Genomic DNA, 14,305 nt, shown 5'->3' with positions numbered 1-14,305 from the left:
TCAACTAGTTTTCGCTCTTATCATGTCGCGTAATGATATTGTAAGGCTTGAATGCAGGCACACTTGCTCGAAGGTTTTCTTCCGCTACGTCTAAGCGTTTGAGCTTTTCACAAAACCACTCTGCCTTTTTACGCAATGTCGTAGCTTTATCACCCACATCAAGATGCTCGCCCACGTTATTAAGCTGACGAGTAATTTCCGCTACTTTCTCTTGATTTACTTCGCCACTTCCAGTGTTGATACCACTGATCGCCGATAATATACCGCCTACTGAGGTAGAAATTGCTTCCTCAAGCTGTGCTTCAATTTCACTATCCACGAATTCATCAACGCTTTCCAGTGATCCAGGGCCGATAAAATAATGATTACTGGCATGCCTGAATTTATCTTTCACGCGGTTTTGAACACGCTTCATAGCAGCATTCAAACGCTCGTAGCTGTCGTGATCACTGCCTACTAAGCCTAGGTAAACATGCTCAATGGTATCAATAGCTAAATCTACACCTTCGGTGGCCAAAATAATCATTTTTGGTACTACATAGTGTAACCCTGAAGAATACTCTTCTAGCCACTGCCGTTCTTGCTCATTCAAGGTTTGCCAACGCCCACCTACAAACAGCTGGTTTTGGTCATTAATCTGAACTACGGTGCGGGTTTTATCCATTACGCGAAGCTGTTCGTTATTAACGGCAATACCGTAAGCAAAATCGATATTACAGGTATATTCAGCCTGCGCCGATGTGCTAAGTCCAGCGAATAAACAAATTGTAAAAAGGGCAGCCTTAAGGCTCGATATCATTTTCATACCAACATTGTGGCTAGCTTACTGGGAAATAAAAAGCCATCATGAGTCTAACGTGCTAAAAATCAGGTTGAACATGTCGATATTATCAATCTACTCAAAACGCAGCTTGATACTAGGGCCTGTAGACTTTTGTTATTCACCAAAGGTCAACAGGCTCTAAGCAAGAGTGTCGATTTTCTTTAAAGTTGACGTTCAAACCAAAAAACAAAGCACGCATTATAGAGCGTGCTTTGTTGATAAAAAGTCTAAGGGTTAGATACTAGACGAAAGACTAATACGAAGCAGTGTAGATCTTTATCTACACCTATTCGTTGGTGTAGGTGCGCACCAGTCGTACGTAAATGAAACGGTCTTTCTCTTTAATCGAATGGCTCGCATTAAAGAATGCAACAACCCAGGCTCTGTCTGGGTCATCTGCCGAAGGGGTAGAAGTCCAAAAATCATCCGGAGGCGTAGCTGGGAAAAGCGAGCTATTAATCGCCGGGCGTACGCAGTCGCGTTCCGTTAAGGTGGCCAACTCTTTAACGTTGGGCAAGCGCCATCCTAGCAGGTCTTCGTTACTCGCCTGCTGAGCAAGTTGTAGCGCCTGCTGCCACGTATACTTCACCGCTTCACCACTGCATGTTGAGCCGTCCCAAGTTTGCCCTTCGGAACATCGTCTCCATACTAAATCTGTGGTGGTATCCAACAAAGTACTGGTAGTCACTGCTTCAAAATTATCGTTGGGCGTGGTTTCTAGTCCATCAGACAAGCACTCTTGAGCGAAAGCTGAAAGCGATGCACTAGCAAGCAACGTCGAGGCCGCAACCATTTTGAGTGTAGTTAGCACTGCGCTTTTCAGTACGCGTTGAGCGGATTTATTAACTTTATTGCTCATGACTATCTCCCTGCTCTTACAAGACGAACACGCGCCGCCGATGACTTATTAAGAAAGTTATCGACACCTGAATCGAAATCCAATGCCCATGCATTTTGTGCATCATCACTGTTTACCCCATCAGCACTTGGCACTGAGGTCCAATACCATAGGGGCTCGGTAGAGACTGCACCGGTGTTAGGGAAGTAATCTTCATCAATGGCCACGTCGTCGGCAATGCCTAAATGCATTAACGAAAAGAGTTCATGGTGAGTAGGTAGCCGCCAGTCGTAAAAACCACACAGCCCTTGTGCGTTAACCGCCTGTACATATGCAGAGGTATTACAGCTGGTTAATAAACACGTTGCATTCGCGCCTGTCTGGTCGCCCTCAAAACCACCATTTACCTCTTCGCTGTACCAAGAATAGGTGTAGTCTTTATCTTGAAATGCGCCATCGTCAGTTTTAACTTCCCACACCAATCCGGTGACATTGTCACGAACGCACGACCACGTATCTGCGCTGGCGTCTTGTTCGTCGCCATTGGCATTTAAACGGGTAAAGTCGAAGCCGGCTTTACCACGCCCAGCTTTTTCAATTAAGCCATTCTGTTCAATAATATCAGCTCCGCGTTGTCCGTCTTGGCCAGGAAAATCATTTTGCTGCGCCTCTGTTAACGCATTATTGGTGGCTTGCTGCAAAAATCCCGTGTCGTTCAATAGCGGCGTCGGCATGGGGCGTATTCTAACGTTAATGGTGTCTTCAACACTGTTGTTGTTAGCGTCTGTTACAGTAAGTGTATAGGCCACCACAGTCGCGGTGGATACGGAAGGGGCAATAGCAAACGTAGATAGTGCATCGTTGTCATCTACCGGGCGAGCTGCCACTCCTGTGTTTGCCCCATTGTTAGATGTAACGTTGTTACTACGCTCCCAAGAATAAGTAAGCGGTAAAGCACTGGGAATACTGGTGCTTGCTTCACCATCCAAAATAACCACCTCACCACTGAAAACGCCTTGCGAGAAGCCTGCATCAACCACAGGCAGTGTCTCGGTTTCAGACTGCACTGAGATTGTCACTGTGTCTACGTCGGTTGCACCTTCGCTATCAGTTACTTCAAGTTGAAAAGTGAGTTCCTGAGACTCGTTAGCGATAGGCGTAGTAATTGTTAAGGTAGAAAGGTTCGTTTCCCCCCCCGTAATAACGTTAGTGCCGCTGGTTTGAGACCAAACATAATCGGCAATTTCGCCATCGGACGTAGATGAGTCAGTATCGCTGCTTCCCGTGCCATCAAAAATAATTTCAACGCCGCCTGGGAAAGTATTCGCTGGCAGACCTTCCCACGCAGGCACATCAATACTTGCTTCCGGCGCTATGTTTACCGGCGCAACAGTAATTACCGTGAAGTCACTAGCCGTATTACCGCTTTGATCGTTTACCGAGACGGTAAGCGTGTATTCAGTGGCGCTATTAACTAACGGCGCGACGAAGCTCGCTGCAGAAGCGCTGGTGTCTTCGTGTGTAATGGTCAGCGATGGAGACGCGCTCCAGTTGTACGTATACGTGCCATCACCACCACTCACTTGTGCACTTAGTGAATAGGTCACGCCTTCCGTTACGGTAGCGTTAGCGCCTGCATTAACAACTAAGTTGCCATTGCCAGATCCCCCACCACTAGAGTCACCATCTCCGCCTCCGCCACCACCGCAGGCTGCTAGAATGAAAGCACCACCAATAACTGCAAGCCCGCGTATTACGGTGCGAGGAAGGTAGCTTGAAAATGAAGACGAACTTGATTGCATACGTACTCCCATCGCACTCTGTGCTGCTGTTCTATGCTCAGTGCGAGTAAAAACTTGATGTAGATAGAACCGCAAGATAAACAATATAATCTAACGGGTTTAACGTAGCGGTTATAAGAAGGTTTTCTTTGCTCTATCTGATTGTGAGCTTGCTTCTTGCGCTTCAGACACTGTTACTTGTAGCGCTTCTAGCTGCTTTTTACCTACCGCTACATCAGTCATGTCGTAAATCATCATACTGATAAAATCCACCTTGCCCGTCGCAGAGGTAAGAGGAGAAAGTGTGATGTTTTGGTACATGAATGACTCACTACCTGTAATCGGCCGGTAGTTTGGAAACTTGAACAAATAAGGGCGTTGTTCCCATGTCATAAAGGCACGGGTTTTTAGGTCGAAAACGGGCTTAGCTTTCTTAATAAACCAGTCTTGTTTGATTGCGGGAAATAACGAAAATAACGTTTTGTCTCTTACTTCACTCGGCAAAAGCCCACTGTGACTTTCCATAAAACCGTTCCACACTTGCACGGTGAAGTTGCGGTCTAGTACGACAATGCCAACGTCTACCGTTTGCAGCATGTCCATCATCCAGTGAAATTCTTGTAACTCATCTAAATGCTGGCTCATTAAAAATCCTCCAACAAGTGGGCGAGTTTAGAATTCATCATTTTCATAGACTCTTCCGTGAACAACAAAATTAAATCACACTGAACATTGTAGCCTTCCAAGCCATAGCTAAGCTCAATCGCCAACGTTCGCTTCCACTTTATTTGGTTCATGCTGATAATTTCAGTGATGGCACGATGTTGACCAAGTACAATGGGATGACCTTGGCTGAAGTTAATGTCCATTTGATGGGCCAGCCCTGTTAAACAGGTTCCAATCAAAATACTCGCAGCATCCATAAGCAGCTCTAACTGAAGCTGGTCGTCAACTTCGCCTTCTACATTGAGTATTTTAGCCACGTCGTCAAAGCTAGAGTCGCTCAAAATACACAATGCCTCACCACTAACACCTGGCCCTAAGAAGCCTTGGCATACCGCAGTAACTTGCTCATGGCTCTCAATATCAGAAAGCATCATGTGAAGTTCAGACACTTCAATTAAATTAACGTTGGGAATAGGCAGTTCAACAAACACGTTCATGGTGCGGGCTAAATGATCCCCCGCTTGCCCCATGGCTATGTTAGTGATTTCTTGGTAACAATCGCGGATTTCAGGGTCTAGCGGTGAAACTTCTTCCGGCTCGTCCTCTTCAACATGAAGAATGTTGAATTTATCTAGTACCTCGGCCAGCTTCTTAGGATCCACCGGCTTTCGAATAAAGTCCAAAGCGCCAAGCGATGTCACTCTTTCATGAGCTTCTGGCTGAATATCACCAGACACAACAATAACTTTGGTTTTAAGACCTTGTTTCTGAATTGCTTCTAATGTGCCGTACCCATCTAAAACGGGCATATTGAGGTCGAGCAATAGAAGATCGCCCTTTCCTTCAGCGAGCGCCGATAGAGCATCTTGACCATTCTTCGCAAAATGTACGGCCACTTCCCAATCTTGAGGAAGGCATTTAGCCACTTGCTTGCGCGCAACTAACGAGTCGTCACATACGAGTACAGAAAACATTAAGTTCTTTTACCACCTAGCTTTTGAAACCAGCTACCGCCGGTATTTTCTAGCAATTTCAATTGTATCGGCACAACTACTGTGAACTGAAGTAACGATTTGAGTTAACTTACACTTCGCAGTAACCCTGTTACTTTTTGTTTGAATAGATACCATGCATATAGTGATACGAAACACCTCACTAAGAAATAGCACTTTTGGGGAATATTGCCAGCACGTTTTTACTTACAAACATCAGCGCGCGTTGATTCTTTGCTACGCGTTTTTACAGCAGCTTGTGCACCTTTTAGTCAAGGCGGGTGATTGCAGGTCTGGTCAGGCTAAATCACAACGAACAGATAGAACGCCAAGTTACGAGAAAAGCTCTCAAACAAAGAAACCAAAAATGACAGGTAGTGCCAACGCAGTAAATATACCATTTACACAAAGGCCTAGAGTCGCCATCGCCGCCACGTCTTCCCCCATTTGAATAGCTTTGGCTGTACCAATTGCGTGGGCCACCGTGCCCATAGCAATACCTTGCGCCTGTCGATTTTGTACATTGAGGACCGCAAACACACCAGTAGCCACAATGGCTCCAACTACACCCGTCACAATGACAAAAACGGCAGCCAATGCGGGAATGCCGCCAACCTGTGCACTCGACTCCATAGCAAGGGGCGTGGTGATTGATTTAGCTAACATGGTAATTTGTATTGCACGCGGTGCATCTAGTGCAAACAAAGTAAGCCACGCGGTGAAAGGCGCGAGTATGCCACCAAAAGCAATACTCGCCATTAACCGCCAGCCGTAGTGCCTTAGCTTTTGCCATTGTCTGTAAATGGGTAGTGCTAATGCCACAGTGATAGGCCCTAGCAACCAATGCAACAAAGAAGCCGCCTGTTGATACTCAGTAACCCCTGTTTCAGTTAAATAAAGGCCAGCTGACACAATCAGCGCGGTAACGACAATGGGATGCGCTAGCGGGTGACCTTTGCATTTTTTGTTCACCCAAAGGGCAATAATGTAGCCAATTATTGAAACGCTAAGCCACAATAACCCCGTTAAGCTAAATGCTTGATGTAGAGCCTCCTTCATTCTTGCTTTCCACCCTTGCTTGCCACATCTGAGCCGCTGCCGCTTTTGCTATTAAACAATTGCTGCGAAAACCAAGCGGTTATTCCTAAACTTATCGACGTCGTTACAATAATCGCGATAGCAATGGCAAGTGCATTGGACTGAATGTCAGCCCAATAAATAGATACGCCAAGTACGGCTGGAATAAACAGTAAGGACATATGCTTCAAAGGAAAAGTAACAAAGCGCGCCGTGTGAACCTCAAGCTGAGGAAAAAGAAAAAGCATCGCGAGTAAAAAGAATAAGCCCATTAATGGCCCTGGAATAGGAAGGGCACTCACACTAACGACAACTAGCCCAAGATAATAAGCAGCAAACACTAAAACTGCGCCCACTATCATGTTTCTTACATCTCGCACTATCGCTCCTTATTAGGCCTTGCAGGTCCTGGTACTTATTCCCAAAATTCAGTGAGTAAGTGTAACGATAAGCGAGTTAGACCACCAGCAGTACCATGGTCGTATAGTAGAATGTTGCACTGAAATGCGATTTGACGTTCAGTCTGTTAGCCAAAACTGATAGTAATACTTGTGAGTAATCTTGAACGCTTCGCCACCTTGCATGACAACTCGCTGCTGATTGAGTTTTTGTTCCAGGTGCGCGATATGTTTTGCGTTGACCGCCACAGAGCGGTTACAGCGTTTAAAATTCTGCTCTCCCAAACGCTTAAGTAATTCACACAAGGTTGTGCGGACAACGTAGCTTTCTGATAGCGTTTGAACACACATGTAGTCACCTGCAGCTTCAATCCATTTAATCTCTGCTGGATTTAAGCAACACCACCCGTTTTCAGCGCGTATCCCTACAACATTTGGCTGAACACTTTTGTTCAATTGCTGGCGCAATGTAGCTAGAAGCGCAGGTTCAGACACCCCATATTGTTCACAAAGTCCCTTTACCAGCATATTGAATTGAAAGTCCCGTTCATAAAAATGGTACTTGGTTTTGACATGCTCTATAGCGTTTAATACTTGGGGTTCTTCAAGTGGTGATTTAACAAATCCTGACGCGTTATGAGAAAAGGCTAACAGCGCTTCTTCGTCTTTATTTCCTACTGCAAGCCAATACCGTGATGCAAGGTTTCGACTTGACTGAGAGACTGAATAGAAACCGATGGACTGAGGATATTTCTCTGCTAACGCAAGACAATGGCCTACCGATTGCGCGCCATAAACGTGACTGAATACGTCTAGCTTTTCTAGCATTTTGCAAAGTGAGTTTTGCATAGAAACAGAGTGTAAAAAAACCAGTGCGATCATCTGCGATCCCTTGCAAGTGCAAGCAGTAATAGCTGTCAGCGTTATTTATCCCACTCTTAATAAGTGATGGGATGAAGACAGCGAAAAGTAAAAATAAGCGAAAAAGGGGCTATAAGCTGCATAGCCCAATCGCCAGGGTAGAAAACTCTTCATTAGCGTTTTGCTGTTAATACACTAGGGCTAGCATTAATGCGACGAGCAATCAGCTGTGCGTTTTTAGATGCATTATGAGTAAGTGCAAAAGTAAGCATGTCTTGCCCGTTGCACACTAATCCTTCATGGATATATCGCATTTTAAAACCCGTCGCTTTCACGGCGCGATGCAATCGCAAACGGCTATCGCTTTTTACCGCTTCACACACTGCAATTAAGTTTCTTTCTACATGCTTGGGATACGGGGCGGCATTCGCTACTGTTGCAGTAAGCGACAAGGTTATTCCTAGTAAAGCAAGTTGGGTAACACGGCGTGACATAAACATAACAAGTTCCTCTGATAATATTCGGCAACGCGGTGACTACCTCTTTTGTCCCCGCACCATTAAATTAGTGAAACTTTGTAAAATTCACGCTATAAAAACGTTAAAGCACCGCTATTTGAGACGTTGCGACAAGTACACAAAAGCTAAGGTTTAATAATCGGTCTAAACTGTTATTAGTCGTACTTAACACACACTTTGCAACATTCTTATAAATGCATACATTGCAAAGTGGAAAATCATAAGCAAATACTCTTGCCCGCCTAGCGGTGCAGACAACAATCTAATTTTTTAACACGTATTCAAGGAAGAGCCATGTTAGAGCAGCAACAATATCACCTTATTAGAGAGCATATGCAGCCTGGTGACATCATCGCATTTGGCGGCAATAGCTTATTTTCTCGTTGGACCAAACTCACGACACGCTCTGCGGTAACGCATGTGGCAATAGTTATGCAAACGAAGATGCGCGATGAAGATTCTAATCGATATTTTAATCAAGTCATGGAAGCAACATCGTATAAAGGAAAGCGAGGGGTAATGACCAATAGACTAAGCGAGCGAGTAGCATCTTATGACGGTGATATTTGGTGGCTGCCCTTGTCTAGCGCGTCAAGAAGTATCTTTGAGCAAAATAAGCGAGACTTCTTTAACTTCATGTTTGAACAAGACGGGAAACCTTACGACGTGCTACAGCTATTCGGCTCAGCAGTGGACGCGATTGATGAACATCCCCTGTTCGGCAGCATAAGCTACAATCAAGAAGACTTTAATAGCTGGTTCTGTTCAGAGTTAATTGCTGAGGGGTTGGAGACTGCAGGTGTTGTAAGTGGAGTAAATGCATCGGAAGTCACGCCAGTGGACATCTGCCGGTTTAACATTTTCAAAAAGCGTTACGTACAGCTTAAAGGAAAAGGAAGGGTAATTGGAGGGTTCAATTCACTCAAGGCAGATAACTGGGGCCAGATTGCCTAACCCCATTAATTAAAAACACATCTACCCCAATATGGGGTAAGGTGAGTTTTAGAAAATACTGTCTTGGTGAATCTTAATAAACATGCTCGTCCCAATTTTAGAGTAATCGATTTTATACTCTTTCCCATTTAGGGTTTGTACGAACAATAATGTTTTTTCGTCGCCAAACACATCGCTAGTAGTTACATCTACTAGTTCCATGTCCATCATCTTGGCATCGCGCTTGTTTTCAGGCACTTTGCCTTCGTACTGCTTAATACCTTTATAAGTAACAAGAATTGGCGGATGTTCATCACCATTGATCACCAATAGATCTAATTTTCTTATTTTATGAATGATGGTATTTCGACCACTTGTAATGAAGGGTTTTTCAGTCATTCTCATCTCCGCGACCGCTCACCTGCTTTATAGTTATTAACAAAGAATGTAAGTGATTGAGTTTATCACGATGTTAACAATCAGCACATAAGCATTTGGTTGATATATGTGTGCAAAGTATAAACATAAATTACACAAAATGAGCAATAAATCGCTAATTTTTGCGTGTAGTGTGTGTTTTTACAAATTGCTCGTCGGTTAAACTGCGCAAAAATGCAACCAACGCCGCCTTTTCATCTTCAGAAATCGTAAAGCCTTTTATAAACGGACTGCGGTAAGGGTTAGGGCTTTCAGCCAGATTTCCCCCACGAGCATAAAACTCAATGACTTCATCAAGGGTGGCAATACTGCCATCATGCATGTAGGGCGCAGTAAGGGCTATATTGCGCAAAGTAGGTGCTCTAAACTTCCCCATGTCTTGTTTATTGTGAGTAACGCTGTAAAGCCCCATGTCCGATTCCGGATAACTGCCCTTCCCATCTTCGTTATACAGGCCAGTGTTGTGGAAAGGCTGAGCCGCAAAAGGTTGAAAACTATGCTTAGACGATTGAGTAAAGTTCAGACCTCCGTGGCAGTGAAAGCACTCAGTGCGCTCTGAAAAAAACAGATTCAAACCTTCAAGCTGCTGGGCGGTTAGTGCATCGTCATCTTGAGCGTAAGCGTAGTTATCGAAAGCACTATTAAACGACACTAAACTTCTCACGTAGCTAGCAAGCGCCTTTACGATATTATTTAAATTGGGTGTATCATCACCATAAGCCGCTTCAAACAGCGCTCGATATTCGCTGCCCTCAAAGCCCTTTAATATACGCTTTTCATTTCCCGTAACGCCCATTTCCACAGGATGTTCATTAAAAAGCGGGATCATCAACTGCTTTTCTATACTTTCTAAATTGTTATGCGCCCAAGTGAAGGATGCATTATAAGCCACGTTTACTAGCGCTAATGCGTTACGGTTTAGCGCGTCTCCATTCGCGCCTACTGAAACCGTCTTAGGTTCAGAGAAAGCATGCTCTGGTTCATGGCAGCTGCTGCATGAAACCGTGTTGTTAGCACTTAAGCCCTTATCAAAGAAAAGCTTCTCTCCCAAAATTACGCTTTCTTCGGTCACAGGATTGTCTGCGGGAACGGGAGGCGGTGGAATATTGTGAGGCAAATTCCAAGTGTAAGGCGTGGGCGATTTACTGCACGCTCCTAAAATCATTACAACATGAGCGATAATTGCCGCCTTGAAAGCGAGCAGAGCTCGTCTTCTAGTGCAAATTAAAAGTGCCGCTACTGCCACTTAATCCAAGGCCTGTGCACTAAATTCTGAATGAGCTTTTTACAGGGCTCAGTTTCAGGAGACTCGAACATACAACTTGGCGCTTCGTTTATATCAACTTGCGCAACAATGTTAGACACCGATACTTCCAAATCTAAATCAGTATCAAGCTGGGTCATCGGCAGAATAAACTCCACCCGGTTTGTGAAAGCACACGATTTTTCAGGTGGCCTGACTGCTGATTCAGAATCGCAACCCACGCTACCTAAATGATAAGACCATTTGCGTGTTTCCTCTGAGCCTTTAGACACATCCAGTCGCAAAAACTTATGACCGTTTTGCCAGCTCCAAAACATTGTACTGTCATTCAATGGCGAAGGCTGTGTAAGCGGGTTAGCGTGATTATCGTCGAAGGGAAGACCCATAGTGAAGCGCAAGTTTGTGGACAGCTTTAAAAGCTCTTCCGATACATCTAATACAATTTTGCTATTGGCATCATCAGGATTGTTGCACTTATTGTGAAACTTTAGCAATGCTATATTCTGCGTCTGCCATTGGGTTTGTTTAAACTTAACCCGCTGCCACTTCCCATCAATGCGCACTTCTGGCTTGCTAAGGTAAAAACCGAAGTAGTCTATATTCCATCGCTGTTGTCCAATACTCATGATCATTGGACATGCCCCCGTATCGACTCCCACCAACTTAAACGGGATTTCACCAGGCTCTCTTCCTTTGAGGTTAATGACATCACAGCCGGTTAACGACACTAGCGCCGCAAAGAGTAACGAAGGCATGACACTCATGCGAAAAAGCATTTTCATTTACGTATGTACTTCCTTTGGATATCTGGTAGTTTTTTATACAAACTACCTTTTTCTAATTACACACTTGCGCGGACGACAAGATGAATGCATTCCCATTAACGCTAATAGTGCTGCTTTTAGCATTTGTGAGTCAAGGTGCACAAGCACACACAGACCATGACAAAGCGCGTTTTGTTGCCGAAGACGGCGTGGACGCGGGCAAGTGTGACAACCGTTTCAGGCCCTGTAAAACGTTGAGCTATGCCGCGCGACAGGCCAATAAAGGCGACAAAATTCTCGTTGCTGAAGGCCAATATTATTTCGACAACGCTCAGCATGCACAAGTTCTAAACGACAGTCTTTTACCCGTATTAGGAGGCTTTTCTCGTGAAGATCATTACCAGGCACAGAAGCCTGCCTTGCACAAAACTACACTAGTTAATGTGCCTACCTATTTATCAGAAGCCCTTTATGAAAAAGGGTTCGATAGTATAACTGACGGAAAAGCCGCGTCTTCCTTTCAAGCACAGGCATCATCGCACATGGTCCTTAGTACCGAAGTCAGTGCAAATGAAGCTTGCACAGATGGCACGGCTGCCGACTTCCCATGCAGCCAATATCGATCTACTCTCTAACGTACCTGTTAACGTATTGTCGTCGGTATCAAATAGTACCAACGATATTTGGGGGCACGTCGATTTAAACAACCGTAGAGAATATGCCATTGTTGGCATGCAGGCCAGCATTGCCGTTGTAGATGTAACCGAGCCAACAGCGCCGGTAGTAGTGGGTGAAATTACCGGTCAAAGTACGACATGGCGCGACATTAAGGTCTATCAGTATTTCGATAGCGCTGCGGGGCGTTTTAAAGCGTATGCCTATGCCAGTGCCGATAGCGTAACAGAAGGTTTTACCATCATTGACCTTAACGACCTCCCTAATGGTATTAGCTTAACGAAGCGGATTAACGACGATAACCGTGCACACAATATCTACATCTCAAACGTAGATTACACGCTAAACACACCGTTAAATGACGCTGCGCCTCAGCTACATTTGGTTGGTCAGGATAGTAACGGCGGAGCCTTTCGTTCATATACGCTAACCTCACCTCAAACACCAACCGCGTCTTACATACCTAGCGGTCTTACACGTGCCGACTATACGCATGATGCGTCATCTATGCGCGTTACCGACGCAAGAGCGCAAATTGACTGTGTGAATGCTACGGCTGATGGATGTACGGTTATGCTTGACTTCAATGAAGATGCAATGCGCCTTTGGGATCACACGAACACAAATAGTACCTCTGAACTAAGTAGTATTAGTTATAACGAGGTTGCCTACACCCATAGCGGTTGGTTTAGTGAAGACAAGCAATATGCCTTTGTTCACGATGAGTTGGACGAGCGAAACTTCAGCTTAAATACCCGGGTTATGATTTTTGATATTTCATCACTCACAACACCTGTGCTTGCCAGCATTTGGACCAGTGACAACGGCACTATCGATCACAATGGCTACGTAAGAGGTAACCGCTACTATATGTCTAACTATGAGCGTGGCTTAACGGTACTAGACATTTCAGATCCTACCGCGCCTGTAGAAGCAGGCTTTTTCGACACCTACCCTGCTTTTAACAGCACCAACTTTAATGGTGCGTGGGGCGTATACCCGTTTCTACCTAGCGGTAATATTTTGGTTAGTGATATTCAGCGCGGTTTGTTTGTATTAAAAGACAATACGTTAAGCGCAACAACAGTTGCGGGCTTCTCTCAGGCTAATTATGAAACGGATGCTGATACAACCTTAAGCCTTCCTGTTAATAAGACAGGTACCGGGGCTATGACAGTTGCGTATGAAGTAATAGCGGGTTCAGCCACCAGCAGTGATGTAATGTTAGCGCCTGGAGAACTCAGTTGGGGTGCATCTGAAACACAGGCTAAAAATATTACGTTAAGCGTAAGTGCTAATGAAGATAACGAAAGCAATGAGGTATTTTTCGTTAGACTATTTAACCCGCAAGGAGGAGGTATCGCCTCTGGTAGCGGCTATGCTCAAGTCACTATTAACGGTGCTGCCCAACAAGGAAAAATTGAATTAAGCGCTGGCGAACTCGCTGTTTTAGAGACCGACTCTGAATTTGCGTTAAACATTGTTCGCCAAGGTGGAAGTGAAGGCGAAGTAAGTGTGAATTATTCACTGGAAAGCGGGACAGCACTGAGCGATGAAGACTTTGTCAGCCAAAGCGGCGCGCTAACTTGGAGCGACGGCGATACCAGTTCGAAGACTGTAAATATAGCGCTTGTTAACGATACTATCGAAGAAGACAACGAACAATTTCGTTTAGTACTTGCTGCACAAGACACCAATCTTCTAGGTGGTGTGGTAGAAACGCTGATTACGATAAAGGACGATGAGAGCAATCAAGCCCCTGTGGTAAACGCAGGAACAGATGTTGAAACCGATGTAAGAGCCAGCGTTGAATTAACGGGAAGCGCCCAAGACCCCGAAGGCGCGTTAACAAGCGTAGAATGGACGCAAACCGCCGGCGACACGGTTACCATCAGAAATGAAGATACATTAACCATGTCTTTTACCGCCCCATCATCTCAAAGCAATTTAACCTTTTCGTTAACTGCAACGGATGAGTTTGGAGTTAGCACCAGCGACACCGTTACTGTTACCGTAAACGAAAGTGTAGTGAGCTTGCCAACGGATACTAATTCAAATAGCTCTGGTGGAGGCGGTTCTACGACTCTGTTTAGCATGTTAGGCTTGGCATTTGCTCTTGGGTGGCGACGTGTAAAATTGCCAAACAAGGCACATAAACTACAGCTTAGTGAACAAAAATAAAGCAAACAAATCACAAAGCCACCAGCGAGGCGTGACAAGGCAAATAAAACTGCTTATACTTGCGCTCGCTTGTGGTTGTTATGCATAGCAATTTGC

At 44.9% G+C, this 14,305-nt stretch carries 15 protein-coding genes; 3 read left to right on the top strand and 12 right to left on the bottom strand.

The annotated features are described in order from the left end of the window. Window positions 1-4: 4 nt before the first annotated feature. From MHN02_RS01830 to MHN02_RS01790, 9 genes are all read right to left on the bottom strand, one after another. A complete protein-coding gene (locus MHN02_RS01830) occupies window positions 5-799 on the bottom strand; it encodes a YggN family protein (RefSeq protein ID WP_014975812.1) in 795 nt (264 codons plus the stop codon). 310 nt (window positions 800-1,109) lie between these two features. Continuing rightward, window positions 1,110-1,682 carry a DUF1566 domain-containing protein gene (locus tag MHN02_RS01825; RefSeq protein ID WP_014948472.1) on the bottom strand — a complete coding sequence of 191 codons (573 nt, stop codon included), beginning with the start codon at window positions 1,680-1,682 and terminating at the stop codon, window positions 1,110-1,112. 2 nt (window positions 1,683-1,684) lie between these two features. Next, window positions 1,685-3,463, bottom strand: a complete 1,779-nt coding sequence (locus MHN02_RS01820) for a DUF1566 domain-containing protein (protein ID WP_014975811.1) — start codon at window positions 3,461-3,463, stop codon at window positions 1,685-1,687. Window positions 3,464-3,574: 111 nt separating this feature from the next. After that, window positions 3,575-4,087: a PAS domain-containing protein gene (locus MHN02_RS01815; protein ID WP_014948470.1), complete on the bottom strand. Its 513-nt coding sequence runs from the start codon at window positions 4,085-4,087 to the stop codon at window positions 3,575-3,577. Then, the gene (locus tag MHN02_RS01810) at window positions 4,087-5,082 is read right to left on the bottom strand and encodes a response regulator (RefSeq protein ID WP_014978488.1); all 996 of its coding nucleotides are present in this window, start codon (window positions 5,080-5,082) and stop codon (window positions 4,087-4,089) included. Before MHN02_RS01810 ends, MHN02_RS01815 begins: the two co-directional genes overlap by 1 nt. A 366-nt stretch (window positions 5,083-5,448) precedes the next feature. Next, entirely contained in the window at window positions 5,449-6,159 is a 711-nt protein-coding gene (locus MHN02_RS01805; protein WP_014975808.1) for an LrgB family protein, read from the bottom strand. Then, complete coding sequence (locus MHN02_RS01800) at window positions 6,156-6,557, bottom strand: CidA/LrgA family protein (RefSeq protein WP_014975807.1); 402 nt, start codon at window positions 6,555-6,557, stop codon at window positions 6,156-6,158. Before MHN02_RS01800 ends, MHN02_RS01805 begins: the two co-directional genes overlap by 4 nt. Before the next feature lie 138 nt (window positions 6,558-6,695). After that, window positions 6,696-7,457 (bottom strand): LytTR family DNA-binding domain-containing protein, encoded by a 762-nt coding sequence (locus MHN02_RS01795; RefSeq protein WP_014948466.1) that lies wholly within the window; start codon window positions 7,455-7,457, stop codon window positions 6,696-6,698. Between the two features lie 152 nt (window positions 7,458-7,609). Next, window positions 7,610-7,936: a DUF3718 domain-containing protein gene (locus MHN02_RS01790; RefSeq protein ID WP_239244311.1), complete on the bottom strand. Its 327-nt coding sequence runs from the start codon at window positions 7,934-7,936 to the stop codon at window positions 7,610-7,612. A 312-nt stretch (window positions 7,937-8,248) separates the two neighbouring features. On the opposite strand from MHN02_RS01790, the gene MHN02_RS01785 reads away from it, so the two are divergent. After that, window positions 8,249-8,908 carry a hypothetical protein gene (locus MHN02_RS01785; protein WP_014975806.1) on the top strand — a complete coding sequence of 220 codons (660 nt, stop codon included), beginning with the start codon at window positions 8,249-8,251 and terminating at the stop codon, window positions 8,906-8,908. A gap of 48 nt (window positions 8,909-8,956) precedes the next feature. Here MHN02_RS01785 and MHN02_RS01780 read toward each other — a convergent pair whose 3' ends face one another. From MHN02_RS01780 to MHN02_RS01770, 3 genes are all read right to left on the bottom strand, one after another. Beyond that, window positions 8,957-9,286, bottom strand: a complete 330-nt coding sequence (locus MHN02_RS01780; RefSeq protein ID WP_014948463.1) for a hypothetical protein — start codon at window positions 9,284-9,286, stop codon at window positions 8,957-8,959. A gap of 154 nt (window positions 9,287-9,440) precedes the next feature. Further along, on the bottom strand, window positions 9,441-10,571 hold the full coding sequence (locus tag MHN02_RS01775; protein WP_239244309.1) for an MbnH family di-heme enzyme: 1,131 nt from the start codon (window positions 10,569-10,571) through the stop codon (window positions 9,441-9,443). Then, complete coding sequence (locus MHN02_RS01770) at window positions 10,562-11,371, bottom strand: MbnP family copper-binding protein (protein ID WP_239244307.1); 810 nt, start codon at window positions 11,369-11,371, stop codon at window positions 10,562-10,564. The genes MHN02_RS01775 and MHN02_RS01770 overlap by 10 nt, the downstream gene beginning before the upstream one ends. An 83-nt stretch (window positions 11,372-11,454) precedes the next feature. Here MHN02_RS01770 and MHN02_RS01765 point away from each other — a divergent pair, with 83 nt between their 5' ends. Further along, complete coding sequence (locus tag MHN02_RS01765) at window positions 11,455-11,988, top strand: hypothetical protein (protein ID WP_239244305.1); 534 nt, start codon at window positions 11,455-11,457, stop codon at window positions 11,986-11,988. Beyond that, window positions 11,924-14,209 (top strand): choice-of-anchor B family protein, encoded by a 2,286-nt coding sequence (locus tag MHN02_RS01760; RefSeq protein WP_239244303.1) that lies wholly within the window; start codon window positions 11,924-11,926, stop codon window positions 14,207-14,209. The genes MHN02_RS01765 and MHN02_RS01760 overlap by 65 nt, the downstream gene beginning before the upstream one ends. The last annotated feature ends 96 nt before the right edge of the window (window positions 14,210-14,305 follow it).

The sequence above is a fragment of the Alteromonas sp. CNT1-28 genome (genome assembly GCF_022348345.1).
Lineage (GTDB): Bacteria > Pseudomonadota > Gammaproteobacteria > Enterobacterales > Alteromonadaceae > Alteromonas > Alteromonas macleodii.
Note: the sequence above shows the minus strand (reverse complement) of the source record. Positions and strands in the feature narration are given on the sequence as shown.

Bases quoted from the DNA above. Each gene is read 5' to 3' on its own strand.
- MHN02_RS01805 (WP_014975808.1), bottom strand. From the start codon at position 6,159: ATGAAGGAGGCTCTACATCAAGCATTTAGCTTAACGGGGTTATTGTGG.
- MHN02_RS01760 (WP_239244303.1), top strand. From the start codon at position 11,924: ATGAAGCTTGCACAGATGGCACGGCTGCCGACTTCCCATGCAGCCAAT.
- MHN02_RS01790 (WP_239244311.1), bottom strand. From the start codon at position 7,936: ATGTTTATGTCACGCCGTGTTACCCAACTTGCTTTACTAGGAATAACC.
- MHN02_RS01815 (WP_014948470.1), bottom strand. From the start codon at position 4,087: ATGAGCCAGCATTTAGATGAGTTACAAGAATTTCACTGGATGATGGAC.
- MHN02_RS01795 (WP_014948466.1), bottom strand. From the start codon at position 7,457: ATGATCGCACTGGTTTTTTTACACTCTGTTTCTATGCAAAACTCACTT.
- MHN02_RS01825 (WP_014948472.1), bottom strand. From the start codon at position 1,682: ATGAGCAATAAAGTTAATAAATCCGCTCAACGCGTACTGAAAAGCGCA.
- MHN02_RS01770 (WP_239244307.1), bottom strand. From the start codon at position 11,371: ATGAAAATGCTTTTTCGCATGAGTGTCATGCCTTCGTTACTCTTTGCG.
- MHN02_RS01780 (WP_014948463.1), bottom strand. From the start codon at position 9,286: ATGACTGAAAAACCCTTCATTACAAGTGGTCGAAATACCATCATTCAT.
- MHN02_RS01765 (WP_239244305.1), top strand. From the start codon at position 11,455: ATGAATGCATTCCCATTAACGCTAATAGTGCTGCTTTTAGCATTTGTG.
- MHN02_RS01810 (WP_014978488.1), bottom strand. From the start codon at position 5,082: ATGTTTTCTGTACTCGTATGTGACGACTCGTTAGTTGCGCGCAAGCAA.
- MHN02_RS01785 (WP_014975806.1), top strand. From the start codon at position 8,249: ATGTTAGAGCAGCAACAATATCACCTTATTAGAGAGCATATGCAGCCT.
- MHN02_RS01820 (WP_014975811.1), bottom strand. From the start codon at position 3,463: ATGCAATCAAGTTCGTCTTCATTTTCAAGCTACCTTCCTCGCACCGTA.
- MHN02_RS01830 (WP_014975812.1), bottom strand. From the start codon at position 799: ATGATATCGAGCCTTAAGGCTGCCCTTTTTACAATTTGTTTATTCGCT.